13 protein-coding genes are annotated in these 13,971 nt (G+C 73.1%); 3 read left to right on the top strand and 10 right to left on the bottom strand.

Going from position 1 to position 13,971, the window contains the following annotated elements; genetic code table 11:
* Nucleotides 1-186: 186 nt before the first annotated feature.
* The 4 genes from CP967_RS24745 to CP967_RS24730 form a co-directional block, all read right to left on the bottom strand.
* Entirely contained in the window at nt 187-1,407 is a 1,221-nt protein-coding gene (locus CP967_RS24745; protein WP_150490079.1) for an NAD(P)/FAD-dependent oxidoreductase, read from the bottom strand.
* A complete protein-coding gene (locus CP967_RS24740) occupies nt 1,404-1,598 on the bottom strand; it encodes a ferredoxin (RefSeq protein ID WP_150490078.1) in 195 nt (64 codons plus the stop codon). The genes CP967_RS24745 and CP967_RS24740 overlap by 4 nt, the downstream gene beginning before the upstream one ends.
* A 145-nt stretch (nt 1,599-1,743) precedes the next feature.
* Nucleotides 1,744-2,664, bottom strand: coding sequence for a pyridoxamine 5'-phosphate oxidase family protein (locus CP967_RS24735; protein WP_150490077.1), 921 nt, complete (start codon nt 2,662-2,664; stop codon nt 1,744-1,746).
* 168 nt (nt 2,665-2,832) lie between these two features.
* The gene (locus tag CP967_RS24730) at nt 2,833-3,288 is read right to left on the bottom strand and encodes a VOC family protein (protein ID WP_150490076.1); all 456 of its coding nucleotides are present in this window, start codon (nt 3,286-3,288) and stop codon (nt 2,833-2,835) included.
* Nucleotides 3,289-3,447: 159 nt separating this feature from the next.
* Between CP967_RS24730 and CP967_RS24725 the strand changes: the two genes are divergently transcribed.
* A complete protein-coding gene (locus tag CP967_RS24725; protein ID WP_150490075.1) occupies nt 3,448-4,023 on the top strand; it encodes a CGNR zinc finger domain-containing protein in 576 nt (191 codons plus the stop codon).
* Between the two features lie 90 nt (nt 4,024-4,113).
* Here CP967_RS24725 and CP967_RS24720 read toward each other — a convergent pair whose 3' ends face one another.
* The 6 genes from CP967_RS24720 to CP967_RS24695 all read right to left on the bottom strand — a co-directional run bounded on the left by CP967_RS24720 (nt 4,114) and on the right by CP967_RS24695 (nt 11,454).
* A complete protein-coding gene (locus CP967_RS24720) occupies nt 4,114-5,814 on the bottom strand; it encodes an AMP-binding protein (protein ID WP_150490074.1) in 1,701 nt (566 codons plus the stop codon).
* The gene (locus tag CP967_RS24715; RefSeq protein WP_150490073.1) at nt 5,811-7,826 is read right to left on the bottom strand and encodes an FAD/NAD(P)-binding protein; all 2,016 of its coding nucleotides are present in this window, start codon (nt 7,824-7,826) and stop codon (nt 5,811-5,813) included. The genes CP967_RS24720 and CP967_RS24715 overlap by 4 nt, the downstream gene beginning before the upstream one ends.
* A 41-nt stretch (nt 7,827-7,867) precedes the next feature.
* Complete coding sequence (locus CP967_RS24710; protein ID WP_150492034.1) at nt 7,868-9,190, bottom strand: methylaspartate mutase; 1,323 nt, start codon at nt 9,188-9,190, stop codon at nt 7,868-7,870.
* 5 nt (nt 9,191-9,195) lie between these two features.
* Nucleotides 9,196-9,711, bottom strand: coding sequence for a cobalamin B12-binding domain-containing protein (locus CP967_RS24705; RefSeq protein WP_373300337.1), 516 nt, complete (start codon nt 9,709-9,711; stop codon nt 9,196-9,198).
* Between the two features lie 192 nt (nt 9,712-9,903).
* The gene (locus tag CP967_RS24700) at nt 9,904-10,320 is read right to left on the bottom strand and encodes a cupin domain-containing protein (RefSeq protein ID WP_190175017.1); all 417 of its coding nucleotides are present in this window, start codon (nt 10,318-10,320) and stop codon (nt 9,904-9,906) included.
* A gap of 216 nt (nt 10,321-10,536) precedes the next feature.
* Nucleotides 10,537-11,454 (bottom strand): LysR family transcriptional regulator, encoded by a 918-nt coding sequence (locus CP967_RS24695; protein WP_150490072.1) that lies wholly within the window; start codon nt 11,452-11,454, stop codon nt 10,537-10,539.
* 237 nt (nt 11,455-11,691) lie between these two features.
* On the opposite strand from CP967_RS24695, the gene CP967_RS34815 reads away from it, so the two are divergent.
* Together CP967_RS34815 and CP967_RS24685 are read left to right on the top strand one after the other, a co-directional pair.
* Nucleotides 11,692-12,330, top strand: a complete 639-nt coding sequence (locus CP967_RS34815) for a CGNR zinc finger domain-containing protein (RefSeq protein ID WP_229888241.1) — start codon at nt 11,692-11,694, stop codon at nt 12,328-12,330.
* 220 nt (nt 12,331-12,550) lie between these two features.
* On the top strand, nt 12,551-13,951 hold the full coding sequence (locus CP967_RS24685; RefSeq protein ID WP_150490071.1) for a vanadium-dependent haloperoxidase: 1,401 nt from the start codon (nt 12,551-12,553) through the stop codon (nt 13,949-13,951).
* Nucleotides 13,952-13,971 lie beyond the last annotated feature (20 nt).

Below are 13,971 nucleotides of genomic sequence, written 5' to 3'. Positions count from 1 at the left end.
GGGCGTAACGGGACGCTTCCCGCCCGCTCTCCGGGGCGCGGCTCCTTCTCCGTACGCGCGGGGCGCGGGTTCCTTCTCCGTACGCCTCCGTACGCGTGGGTCGCGGGTCCCGCCCGTACGCGCGGGGCGCGGGTTACCGCGCGGGCGCGGGCCCGCCGCGGTGGTGCGGCGGGCCCGTGCCCGGTCTCAGCCGGCCGGTACCGTGGTGCTCCGGCGGTGCAGTTCCTCGCGGTAGGCGGCGAGGCGGGCGGTGCGCCCCACCGTCAGTGCCCCGACGAGCCGGCCCTCGCGGTGGTAGCTGACCTCCATGCGCCGGGCGACGGCGTCGTGTTCGACGACCCGGGCCTCGTCGGCCGCGCCGGGCAGGCCCACGGAGCGGATCCTGGCCCCGTAGAGGTCCGACCAGAAGGACGGCACCGCGTCGAGGGCGTGCGGGCTGTGCGGGGTGAGCATGGTACGGGCGGCCGTGGCCGCCTGGTCGAGGGCGTCGCTCCAGTGGCCGAGGGCCATCGGCTGCCCGTCGGCGAGCGGCTGCGGCACCCTGGCGGCGTCCCCGGCGGCGAACACCCCGGGGACGACCCGGCCCTCGGTGTCCAGGGCCCGCAGCCACCGGTCGCAGCGCACGCCTCCCTCGGCGTCCAGCCCGGAGCCGGCCAGCCACCCGGTGGCCGGTACGGCGCCCAGGGCCAGGACCGCCACGTCGGCGGTCACGGTGGTGCCGTCGCCGAGGGTGGCCCCGGTGAGCGCGCCGTCGGGGCCGGAGTGGAGCGTCTCGGCGGTGGTCTCCACCCGGAGGTCGGCGCCCGCCGTCCTGTGCAGGTCCGCGACGAAGGCGCCGACCGCACTGCCGGCCACGCGTTCCAGGGGCAGCCGGCCCGCCTCGACGACGGTGACGTCCAGGCCCAGGGCCCGGCCCGCGGCGGCCACCTCGCTTCCCAGGAAACCCGCGCCGACGACCAGCAGCCTTCTGCCGGGGGTGAGTTCGGCGCGCAGGGCGTGGGCGTCCTCGCGGTCGCGCAGGGTGAACACCCGCCGGGGCGGGGCACCCCGGTCCGGCGGGAGGCGGCGGGGGGCGGCGCCGGTCGCGACGAGCAGTCCGTCGTAGGGCAGCGTGGTCCCGTCCGCCAGGGTCACGGTGGCGGCGCGCGGGTCGAGGGCGACCGCGGGGCGGCCGAGCAGCCAGCGGGCCCGGATGCCGTCCGGTACCGGGAGTGCCGTGTCCGGGGGGCCGCCGGGCGCGGTGAGCGCCTGCTTGGACAGGGGTGGCCGGTCGTACGGGGCGTGGAGTTCGGCGCCCACGACGGTCAGTTCACCCTCGAAGCCCTCCGCGCGCAGGGTCTGCGCGGCCCGCAGGCCGGCCAGGGAGGCGCCGACGATCACCAGGTGGCGCCGGCCGTCCCCGGTCATGAGGCGGGTCCCAGGGTGATGGCGCGGACCGGGCAGGCGGCCGCGGCCTTCTCCACCCGGTCGCGCAGGGCGTCGTCGGGCTCGGGCTCGTACACGAGGTACTCCTCGTCGTCGAACGAGAAGACCTGGGGTGCCGCGAAGACGCACTGTCCGTGGCTCTCACACAGTTTCATGTCCACGGCGACGCGCATCGTGAACTCCCTCGGGATCGTGGGTGGGTGGGTTCATCAGGGCTGCTGGGGCCGGTGGGACCGGCTGGGGCGCCGGGGCCGGTGCGGCCGCCCGGCCGGCCCCGGGTGTCCGGAGGGGAGGGCCGGGCCGGGGGCGGCCGGGCGGTCAGGCGACGGCCGGGTTGAAGCGGGAGTAGGCGGGCTCGGACCAGCGCAGGCCGGACGCGGCGGTGATCTCGCGTACCTCTTCGACGGAGAACTCGACGAGCCGCTGGGCGCCCGGCACGCTCCGGGTCTCCTCCTCGTCCCAGACGGTGCGGGCGGTACCGCTGAGGTGCAGTGCGGTGCCGGTGTCCCAGCCCGGGACGAGGATGCCCGCGGCCGGGTTGAGGAGGAGGTTGCCCAGGGTCAGGAACATCGCGTTGCCCGTGTAGTCGGGCCAGCGCAGCAGGGTCGGGGAGAGCACCTGGACGAAGCCCGGGTTGCCGCCCCGGTGGGAGGCGTCCGCGTCACCGCGGTCGGAGGCCGTGGCGACGAAGAAGGTGTCGGCCTCGCGGAGCACCCGCTGCTGTCCGGCGGTGAGGGCGGTGGCCCCGGTGACAGTGCGCGGGGTGGCGGTCTCACCGGGTCCCAGGAACCGGTGGTCGCGTTTCTGCAGGTACTTGGGGCAGTTGGCGATGACCTGGTCCAGTTCCACCCGCAGGCCGTCCCCGGTCCGGACCGCGCGCCCGTTGATGCGCATCCTGCGCCGGGTGGCGGGCTCGATGCCGATCATGCCGATCCGGACGGCGGTGCCGTGCGCGCCGGTGAGGGTCTCGTGCAGCGGGTCGCCCGGTTCGGGCAGCGCGTCCACGAGGAGGGTGCGCGGGCCGGGGACCCGGAGGAAGCCCGGTTCCCCGGTCAGCTGGGTGGCCCAGACCCGGCCGGCGGCGTCCGTCCCGCCGACCACCAGCATGGGCTGTGCGGCGAGGAACTCCGCCGCCACGTCGGGCACGGTGTCGCCGATGCCGCCCCGGGAGAAGTCCGCCTGGCGTTCCAGGCCGGCTCGTTCCTGTACGGCGCTCTCGCCGCTGTGATAGGTGGCCACGGCGTTCCTTTCGGGGCAGGGGCGGCCGGGTGCGCGTTTCAGAAGTGGCGTCGTCCGCCCGGCGGGCGGGCCCGGCGGCGTCCGGCGCGTACGGTCGCGGGGCGGGGGGCCGCCCTGGTACCGCGGGTGCCGGACGCCGCCGGACGGGCGGGTCCTTTGGACCGCGGCCTAGAAGAAGCCGCAGGTGGGAGCGCCGGTGGTGGGGGCGTCGGCCGGGTCGGCGCCGGTCGGCGCGTAGATCTCCAGCCGGATGCCGTCGGGGTCGTTGAAGAAGATGCCGCCCGAGGTGGCGTTCTCGCCGTGCGGGACGACGCCCTGGTAGGTGAACTCGGCGCCCAGCGCGCGCAGCACCTCTTCGGTGGCCCGGACCTCCTCGACGGTGTCCACCTGGAAGGAGAGGTGGTGCAGGCCGGGGCGGTCGGTCGCGAAGGTGCCGGTGCTCTGCTGCCACAGGGTGACCAGGAGCCGGGAGCCGCGGCCGAGGAACGCCCAGCGGCGGTCGCCTTCCTTGCCCTCGGCGAGGACCTCGAAGTCGAAGACCTCGCGGTAGAAGGCGAGAGAACGGTCCAGGTCGGTGACGTTCACGCCGACGTGCCCGGTCTGGAGGTTCTGTGCCTTGGTCATCGTCAAACACCTGTGCCTTCGTCGGAGCCACGAGACGATCTCGTAACCGTTGAAAAGAACTTTAGGGGTTAGAACCGAAGCGAGTCAACCGCTCACGGGCGGTTGGCTGGTTAGTATCGGAGGAGAAACCGTTTCTGCCTCTGCCGGAAGGACCTCGCCGTGCCGCCCTCCCCCGCGCCCGACCCGCGTCCGCTGACCGGCGAACCGCTCGCCCTCGACCTGCTCAACACCCGGTGGATCGACGCCGAGGGCCCCCACGACCTGCTGGAACGTCCGGGCGGTCTGGCGCTCTGGCTGGCGTCCCCGGCCGTACGCGAGCACCTCGGCACCACCCCGGTGCCCGCGGACCGCGCCACCCTGGACCACCTGCTCCGTGTGCGCGGGGCCCTGGACGTGCTGGTCACGGCGCCCGGCCGGCCCGGCCCGGATGCGGTGGCGGCCCTCAACGAGGTCCTCTCGCACGGGCGGATCCTGCGGAGCATGGACGCGGACGGGCGGCCCGGGTCGGCCGTCGAGGTGGAGGCCGCGTCCTGGCTGCCGGCCTGGCACGCCGCCGAGGACTGGCTCCGGCTGATGGACGACCGGCCCGACCGGGTGCGCCCCTGCGCCAACGACGAGTGCGTCCTGCACTTCTACGACGTGTCCAAGAACGGCACCCGCCGCTGGTGTTCGATGGCCGGCTGCGGCAACCGGGCCAAGGCCCAGCGGCACTACGCCCGCCACCGCACGGTCTGAACCGGCCCGGCGCAGCACCGCGGCGCCGGACCCCGGTCGTACGGGGTCCGGCGCCGCGGTCGTCCGGAGCGGTCCCCGGGTGCCGCGCCCTCAGGCGTCGAGCGGGTACTCCGTGCCGGCCGGGCGCTCCCTCAGCTCGGCCCGGCGCACCTTTCCCGACGCCGTGCGCGGCAGGGACTTCGCGAACTCCACGGAGCGCACCCACTTCTCGGGGGGCAGCTCGGCGCAGGCGCGGCCGAGCAGGTCCCGTGCCGTGCCGGCCGAGGCCGGACTGCCCGGGGCCAGGACCACGTACGCCTTCGGAGCCCACAGGCCGACCGGGTGGGGCACCGGGACCACGGCCGCGTCGGCCACCGCGGGGTGGCGGCGCAGCGCCTCCTCCAGCTCGCGCGGCGAGATGCGGTGGTCGAACGACTTGAACATGTCGTCGGCCCGCGCCAGGTAGCCGAGGGAGCCGTCCGCGTTCCGTACGGCCAGGTCGCCCGTGTGGTAGTAGCCGCCGGCCAGCGCCTCGGCCGTGCGGGCCGGGTTGCCCACGTACCCCTTCATGACGCCCAGCGGCGCCGTGGACAGGTCCAGGCAGATCTCCCCCGGTGTGCCGTCGGGGACGGGTGTGCCGGACTCCGGGTCGACGAGGACGACGGTGTACCCGGGCAGCGGGAAACCCATGCGGCCGGGGACCGGCGTACGGCCGGGGGGGTTGCCGATCTGCCCGGTGGTCTCCGTCTGCCCGTAACCGTCGCGCAGGTGGATTCCCCAGTCGTGGGCGACCTGTTCGATCAGGGATGCCTCCAGCGGCTCGCCCGCCGCGACGGCCTCCCTGAGCGCGGGCGGGCGTTCACCCAGGCCGAGGCCCGCCAGCGCGCGCCAGACGGTCGGCGGGGCGCAGAAGGTGGAGACCTGGCGGGTGCACAGGGCGTCGAGGATCTCGGCGGGACCCGAGCGAGCGGCGTCCAGCGCGAGCACCGTCGCCTCGGCGTTCCAGGGGACGAAGAGCGAGCTCCAGGCGTGCTTGGCCCAGCCCGGCACGGAGATGTTCAGGTGGACGTCGCCCGGCTGGACCCCGTTCCAGTACATCCCCGACAGGTGGCCGACGGGGTAGCTGGTGTGGGTGTGCTCCACCAGCTTGGGCTTGGAGGTGGTGCCCGAGGTGAAGTACCGGAACAGCGGGTCGTCCGCCCGGGTGGGACCGTCCGGCTCGAAGGCGTCGGACGCCTGCCCGAGGGTGTCGTAGGACAGCCAGCCCTCCGCCTCGCCCCCGACGGTGAAGCCGGTCCACCCGCCCGGTACGCCGGCGAACCGGTCCGCCAGCGCCGCCTCGGCGACGACGTACCGCACCTCGCCCCGGCCGACGCGGTCCGCCAGCTCCGCGGGGGTGGCCGTCGTGTAGGTGGGGATGACGACGGCACCGGTCTTGACCGCGGCCAGCATCGTCTCCCACACCTCCACCCGGTTGCCCAGCATCAGCAGCAGGACGTCCCCCCGGCGTACGCCCGCGGCGCGCAGGCCGTTGGCGATCCGGGCGGAACGGCGGGACAGGTCGCCGTAGCCGTACACTTCGTCGGTCTCCGGCCCGCCGGGGCCGGCGATCCGCAGGGCGGGCCGGTCCGTACGGGTGGCGACGGCGTCGAAGTAGTCGAGCGCCCAGTTGAAGAACTCCGGCCGGGGCCAGCTGAATTCGGCCACCGCCTTCTCCAGGTCGGTGCGGTGCAGCAGCAGGGTGTCCCGGGCGCGCAGGAACTCCCGCGCGGCAGAGTCCTCCCGCCGGTCCTCGTGCCGTTCCCGGCTCATGCGGGCTCCCCCTCACGGACGGAGGTACGGGCGGGGGCGGCCGGGCGCCGCTCTCCGGTCGCCTGCCGGGGCAGGACGACGGGCCCCGCCGGGCGCAGCGCGTCCGCCGCTATCGCGTCGGCGTCCCGGTAGAAGAGGGTGCCGACCCCCGGGCGGCTGCTGCCGACCTGGGTGAACCAGCGGGTGTGCTCGGTCGGGATGCCGAGGGCGTACAGGTCGGGCTGGGACCGGCCGGAGGAGTCCACGACGTGGAAGGGGCTGACGGTGACGTCCAGTCCGCCGGTCACATGGCGGTCCCCGTCCGGGCCCTCGATCACATAGGGGCGGACCATGCCGTCGTCCACCAGCTGCCGGGTCAGCGGGGAGGTGTCGCGCAGCAGGTCGGGGGTGGGGATGCGGGCGTCGATCAGGGTCTGCGCGATCCGCTCGGAGCCGTTGACGCGGGGGGAGCCGACCCGGAAACCGCCGGCTTCCGGCGCCGCCTCGAAGACGGTGTCCGGTCCCGCGACCTCGACGACACCCTGCGTGATCAGCGCCCTGAGCTGTTCCACCCGGGCCATCGGGGGGCCCGCCGACAGCAGGGCGTTGACGGGCAGGAAGCGGCCGTGGAAGAACCCGGTGTGCGACGCGGGCAGCAGGCCGCCGTAGTCGACGGCCTGCCGGACCACGTTGCGGATGTCCCGGAGCACGTCCAGGGACGATTTCAACGGGCCGTCGAGCGTGCCGAGTTCGGCGGCGGCCAGGTCCTCGTCCATCACCTTCAGCAGGTGGGTGCGGAAGTCCTCGGGCGAGTCGAAGACCTCCTGGCCGAACGGGCGGGCCAGCGCGTCCAGGTCCACCGGCTCCACATCGGCCAGTCCGGCCTCCATCAGCAGGGCGCGGCGGTCCCCGCCCTCGTGCAGCACCTTCGCGTGCGCCTGGGCGAACACCTCGGCCGCGGCGGCCCCCTGGGCCCGCCGTACCAGGGTGGTGTAGTAGACGTGGTCGATCTCCGCGCGGAGCAGCGGCAGCACGTCGTGCTCGAAGTCCAGCTGCCCGCTGCCGTTCAGGGCCCGGCGGGCCTGCCGGGCGTGCTCCAGGGCGTCGGGGGTGAGGAAGAGCGCGCGGTGGCTGTAGTCCGGCTCCTTCTGGTTGCGGCCGCGTGCGGGGATCGGCAGTCCGCTGCGTGATCCGGCGACGATCCGGGGTTCCCGGCCGCTCGGCCGGTAGCGGAGCACGCCGTCCGGGCCGGTGCGGAACTCGCCGCCGCGGCCCACGGTCAGGGCGAGCATCACGTCGTAGAAGGAGAGGCCGAGTCCCTTGACGCCGACGACGCTCCCGGCGGGGATGTCGTCCTCGCCGAGGGGCATGTCCGCCGCGGAGTCACCGCAGAGGTAGCGGGTGCCGGGGGTCTTCGCGGCGAAGCCGAGCATCTCGCGTTCGAAGGCGCCCGGTGCGTTGACCGGGTGGCCGGTGGCCAGGACGACGCGGTCGGCCTCCAGGGGGGCCTCGTGGCCGTCGATGCCGAGGCGGTAGCCGCCGCCGGCGGCCGGCCGCAGCGAGGTGACCCGGCCGTTCAGCGGCAGGAGTTCCACATGGGCGGGCATCGCGGCCGCGACGGTGCCGAGGACATGGGCGAGGTAGTGGCCGTAGCGGACCCGGGGCGCGTAGTCGTCGGGGCCGAGGAGTTCCTCGCCCGCGTCCCGTGCCCGCCGGGCTATCCAGTCGCCGAGCGAGGGCCCGGCGCCGGGGCGGTCGGGACCGCCGTCCGGGTCGCCGGAGTACATGGTCACCTGGCTGACCACGGTGTTCATGGTGAACCAGTCGTCCTGGTCGGTGCGCCAGACCCGGCCGGCACCGACCTCGGTGGCGTCGATCAGATGGACGCGGACGGGCCGGGGCGTACCGCCGCCGGCCTGCTCCGCCTCGGCCGCCGTCCGCACGGCGAGGCGTTCCAGCACGGAGATGCCCCGGGGGCCGCTGCCGATGACGGCGATGACGAGGGGGCGCGTATCGGAGGGGAATCCGGACACAGCTACTTCCTAACGGGTGAGAAGTGATACGCGGGGTGCGCTCAGCTGGATGCCTGGGTGCTCTCCACGGCGTACCGGCGCTCGCCCAGGGCGGCCCGGTCGAAGGATTCCTGGGTGTACGAGAGCATGCCGAGCAGATCGTCCGCCCGCAGCCGTTCGCGTTCCGGCGCGGGGAGCGCGCGGATCGGCATGGCGCCCGTGGAGTGCCACTGGAGGGCGCCCCGGGCGTCGATGTAACTGCGGGACCGGTTGGCGTTGTCGGCGTGCAGGCAGTACGGCACGTCCAGCAGTCCGCGCCGGAACGCGTCGGCCAGGGCCCGCCCGGTGTCCGGGTGCAGCTCCAGGACGGTCTCCACCAGGGTGCGTGCCTCGGCCAGGACGCCGAACTCCTGGTCCGCCGGCGCGGCCGGGCCGGCGCATCCGGCGGCGGCCAGGGCGGCTTCCTCCAGGGCGCGTACGTTGTCCTGGACGGTGGGGATGCGGTGTGCCTCGGCGGGCGTCTTGACGATCATGCGCTCGGTCCCGGTGAGCACCGCCAGGCGGGCGCTGTCGCGCAGCAGTCCCAGCGCCCCTTCCGTGGTCCGGGGGAAGACGCCCATGTAGGTGTAGAGGACGACGTGCCAGTCGATGCCGTCGAGGTACTCGCCGGCCAGGGTGCGCAGCGCCAGCAGTGCCTCGACGTCCTGTGCGTGGTGGGTCTGCTGGGCGTAGCTCAGCGACACGCTGCGCAGTCCCCGCTGCCGGAAGAAGACGCCTTCCAGGACGGAGAGCGCGACCAGCAGTCCCGGCGGGCAGAGCTGGCCGAGCATGCAGCCGCCGAAGCTCTCCAGATGGGTGCCCGGCCGGGACGCGAGCAGTTCGCAGCTGCGGGCCCATGCCTCGACGGAGTCGTCCAGCGGTGTCCTGCTGTACGGCAGGCAGTAGGAGACCGGCCCGCCCTCCGTCGCGTCGAGGCCGGCGTCCAGCAGGGCCTGGATGATGTGGTGCGGGTCCGCGGAGCCGTGCCGTACCTGGACCGCGAAGCCGGAGCCGGTGAGCGGGCGGGTCAGCTCGCGGGTGGTCCGCGGGCCGTGGGCGACGATGGGGTAGCCGTTGAGGTCCGTGCCGTCGGCGAGTGCCTGGCGGGCCGACTCGTTGTCGCCGACCCGGGTGTAGCTGTCGATCGTCAGGGTGCCCACCGTCCGGGCCCGGGCCTGCTTCACCGCGTGCAGGCCCTCGCGCATCCGGGGGATGTCGGCGAAGCCCATTCTGGGCTGTACGACGAGTTCGCCGGCCCGGACGCCCGCGGCCACCGCGGCGGCGAACGTGCCCGGCGCGGGCGGGGCGGGCGGCGTGCCGGGACGGTGCTGTAGGGAGCGCTCCACGGTGGTCACCGGGCTCCGGACGCGGTGAGCCGGGGCTGCGCGGTCCCGGCGAGGTAGCTCCGGAACTCGGTGACCGAGGAGGTGTCCTCGAAGACGGCGTCGAATCCGGCCTCGACCAGTTCGGGTCCGCAGGGCTCCGCGTCGGGACCGCGGACCCCGAGTTTCCCGCCGATCACGACGCGCAGGTCGCGCAGGTCGGGCTGGCTGCGCAGCCGCCGCACGGCGCGCGCGCCGTCCAGGGCCCCGTGTCCGTTGACGCTGCTGATGACGACGAGGTCGGGGCGGACCCGCCGGCACTCCTCGATGAGGAGGTCGTCCGGGACGCAGGAGCCGATGTTCGTCACCTCGTGCCCCATCTCCTCCATGAGGAGCTGGAGGAAGACGAGGTTCCAGGTGTGCGAGTCGGAGGAGACGCTGGAGACCAGGACCCTGCGGCCGCCGTGCTCGGTGGCGGCGGCCGGCCCCTTCACCGGCTCCGCCGGAGTCGGGCCGTGCGGGCTCTGGAGGCTGTACGTGGACAAGGTCCGCTCTCTTCGGGTCGGCGGGATGTCGGACGGGGGGCGATGGAGCCGGGCGGGACGCCCGTGGTGCGGTGCTGTGCTGTGCGGTGGGGGCGCGGTGCGGCGCGGTGCTGTGCGGTGGGGGGCGGCGCTGTGTGGTGCGGGCAGAGCGGGCCACGCGGCGGGGGGACGCGCACGCCCTGCCCGCACCGGTCAGGGGGCGGCGGTGACGCCGACCGGGCGGAGCGGCTTCTGGGGGGTGCGCGCGGCGGCGGGCGCGGTGCGGATCGCCAGTACGGTGCAGCCCGTGCGGCTGGACATCTGGTGCTCGGTGCCCGGTCCCTCGACGACGAGGTCGCCCTTCACGTACGAGATGCCGTCGCTGTGGTCGAGGACCCCGTCCAGGACCAGCATCAGCTCGTGGCCGAGGTGCTCGTGGAAGTCTCCGTGCGCGCCCGGCGGGAAACGCAGGAGCAGGCCGACGGAGTCCTCGCCCTTCGCCTCGTCGGGGGCCCACAGCACGTGGTGCTCGACCCCGGTACGGCCGGGCTCGGACCAGGTGACCCAGTTCAGGTCGTCCAGCTCGAAGCCGCTGCGAAAGACATTCGGAATGTAGGCGATGTCGGACACATTCCCACCTCTCAAAGGTTTATCTTGCATCTCTTCGAGAAGGCTATGTACGGCTGCGCCCAGCCGATCCGCACCGTATTCGATGGGCGCCATCACTTTTTTCGATGGGCCTGTTCCACCGGCGCCGGCCGGTCCCCCGGAAAAGCGGAAGGGGCGGGTGGGTGAAGAACGGTCACCCGTTCTTCACCCACCCGCCCCGCGTCGTTTGCGGACCGGTCAGGCCGGCTGCGTCTCCCGCTGCCTGCCCACCCTGACGGCCACGTCGCAGAAGGCGGACACCGCCGCCGCCGAGAGCTCACGCCCGGCCCACAGGGCGCGGACGCCGAGCCGCACGCGGGGCAGGCCGGGGATGACGGCGAGCCCGCTGCCCTCCCCCTCCGCCCGCACCGACTCGGCGGGCAGCATCGCGACCCCGTATCCGACGCGGGCCAGCTCCCGGGCGCCGCCGACCGATCCGGCCTCGATGACCTGCGGTTCGATGCCGTAGATCTCGCGGAGGGCGGTCACCATCACCTGGTGCGAGGAGCAGTCGGGGTCGACCGCGAGCACCTTCACCTGCGAGAGCGCCCGCCCCCGGTCCGCGCTGTGGGCCAGCTCCACCGATCCGACCGGTACCACTTCCAGGTCCGGCAGTTCCTCGACCGTCAGGCCGGCGGGTAAGTCCCCCGCCCCGACGAAGTCGCCGTGCACCAGCGCCAGGTCCACCTCGTTGGCGTGGACGGCACGGGCGGCGTTGCTGATGACGAGCTGCCGGGGTGACACCTGCACCTTGGGGTACCGGTAGCGGCAGTCCTGCACCAGGGCCCCGACCCGGGTCTCCATGAGGAGCGCGGAGGCTCCGACGGTCGCGCGCCCCTCCAGTTCGCCGGACGGTTTGAGGGCGTTGGACATCTCGTCGACCACATGGAAGATACGGTTCGCGTATTCATGGAAGATGTCTCCGGACGGTGTGAGCCGGACACCGTGCGGCAATCTCTGCACCAGCTGCATACCGATACGCGATTCCAGCGACCGGATATGTGAAGTGACACTGGACTGTGCGTATCCGAGGCTGCGTGCAGCCTTCGTGAAGCTGCCCAGCCGGGCGACCTCACGGAAAGTTCTCAACTGATAGAGCGCAAGATCCAATGTCATTTTCTCCCCCACAGAAAAAACGGCGTCGTACGGGAACCGTCCCCGGCGCGGGACACCCCTCTTCGCACGCCCCCCGGCCCAGGAACCCTCGCTCCTCGACGAGCGGGACACTTCGGGCACCCACTCCGCTAGCCTAGCCAGGCTAACGGGCTGTAGGTATGTATCCCGTTAGCTAGATCCTGCCATGGGGCATGTGCCTCGAACAAGCGCCACCTCCTCCCCCGTCCGAGGACCCAGATGACTCAGACCGATCCGTTCCCCGCTCCCCCGGACGTCCCGCCGCTGAACGGCGAGCCGTTGCCGCTCGAATTCCTCAACACCGTCTTCCCGGTGCGCGGGGAGCTCCACGACGGTTTCCGGTCACCCGCGCACCTCGCCTGGTGGCTGCGTTCCTGTCGCACCCTGTTCACCACCCCGCTCGACGACGGCTCCCTCGCCTCCGTCGACGGGGCCGACGTCCTCTGTTTCACCTTGCTCAGGGACGCGGGCCGGCGCCTGGTCGACTCCTATGTGCGCGGCGAGGACCCCGAACCGTGGGATGTCGCGCAGGTCAACCGGGCTGCGAACATGGGCCGTTCACTGCCGCTGCTGTGCTGGGCACCGGGGGAGCGGCCGGCCGTGAGGCACTGGTGCACGACAACGCCCGTGGTCGCGGCCCAGGCCGAGATCGCCCATGCCCTGATCGGGCTGCTGGCCGGCTCGTCCGGCGTGGAGCCCGCGCCGTGCACCGCGCCGGGGTGCGTCTTCTTCTTCGACCGCGGGCGCTCCCGCAGGCAGTGGTGTTCGACGGGGTGCGGCAACAGGGCGCGCGCCGCCCGGCACTACGCCCGGCACCATCCCGCGGAGCTCCACCCGGCGGACCGGCATGCCGAGTGAGCCTCTAACGGTTCATTGCCAACATGCCGTTAGAGAAGTGTGGACATCGCATGAAACCCCTGGCCATCCGCGGCCCATCGGGATTCCCGATGGCTGGCATCTGGGGAGCCATCGGTGACCGGGGGCGGAGCCGTCTTACGTTTCTCGGCGAAGAAGGCACCGCCGCGGTGACGACGCGTCAGGAACGTCACCGGGCGCCGACAGACAGGGAACTCATCTCATGCTCCGCTCCATACGCAAGGGCAGGACTCTGCGCGTGGCCGTGGCCGGCCTCTCCCTCGCGGGCATCGCCACGCTGGCCCCCTCCGTCCCCGCCGCGGCCGAGGTCACGCCCCCCGCCGGCGAGAGTTCCGTGCCCTCCACGGCGCGCGGCTCCCAGGACCACGTCCTGTACTGGAACAACGTGCTGCTGGACGTGTTCCGCAAGACCGGCGGGACGCCCGGACCGCTCACCCGCGGCGGCGCGATCCTGGACCTCTCGATCTACGACTCCGTCAACTCCATCCGCACCATCGGCAAGCCGTACCTCACCAAGGACGCCTCGGCGGCCGGCGCCTACGGGTCCCTGAACACGGCCATCGACTACGCCGCGTACACCGCGCTGCGGGGCGCCTTCCCCGCCTACCCGGTCGCCGACCTCGACGCCAAGCTGAACGCCGCCCTGGCCCTGCCCGACTTCGGCAACTCGTCCCAGCGGGCGTTCGGCCGCGACCTCGGGACCAGGATCGCCAAGGCCCTGCTGGCCCACCGGGTGGGAGACGGCTCAAACGACACCACGCCGTACGTCGTGAACACCGCCCCCGGTCACTGGCAGCCTGCCCCCGGCAAGCCCGCGGGTGCGCCCAACTGGGGCAAGGTGAAGCCCTTCGGCATCTCCTCCGGCAGCCAGTTCCGGCCGGGCAACATCGGTGGCTTCGCCTCCGCCGAGGAGCTCCTGAAGAGCCCCGAGTACGCCGCGCAGGTCAACGAGATCAAGCAGATCGGCGGGAAGAACTCCACCGCCCGTACGGCCGACCAGACGGAGATCGCCCACTTCTGGGCCAACGACATCGAGGGCACGTACAAGCCCGTCGGCCAGCAGTTCGAGCACACGGCCGTGATCTTCCGGAAGTACCGCCCGTACGGGAGCTCCTTCGAGAGCGCCAAGCTGTTCGGCCTGACGTCGGTCGCCCTCGCCGACGCGGCGATCGCGATCTGGGACTCGAAGTACGGCACCGACTGGGACGTGTGGCGCCCGGTGGACGCCATCACCCGCGCGAACGAGGTCCCCAACCCGGGCATCGTCGCCGACCCGTCCTGGCAGCCCGAGGAGCAGGACCTGGCGGGCAACAGCTTCAGCCCCAACTTCCCCACCTACGTCTCCGGCCACTCCGGGATCGGCGCCGCCTGGGCCGGTATCGTGCGCAACTACTTCGGCACGGACAATCTCTCCTTCACCGGGGGCACCGACGACCCGCTGGCCCAGGGCGTCACGCGCTCCTTCCCGAGCCTGAGCGCCGCGGCCCAGGAGAAGGCCGACAGCCGTAAGTACATCGGCGTGCACTTCGAGTGGGACAACGCCGCCGCCCTCGAACTGGGCTACGACCTCTCCGACGAGGTGTACCGGAACATCCTGAACTGACCCGCGGCGCAACGCCCGTG

Source organism: Streptomyces nitrosporeus, from assembly GCF_008704555.1.
GTDB lineage: Bacteria > Actinomycetota > Actinomycetes > Streptomycetales > Streptomycetaceae > Streptomyces > Streptomyces nitrosporeus.
This window is presented reverse-complemented; position numbering and strand designations above follow the sequence as displayed.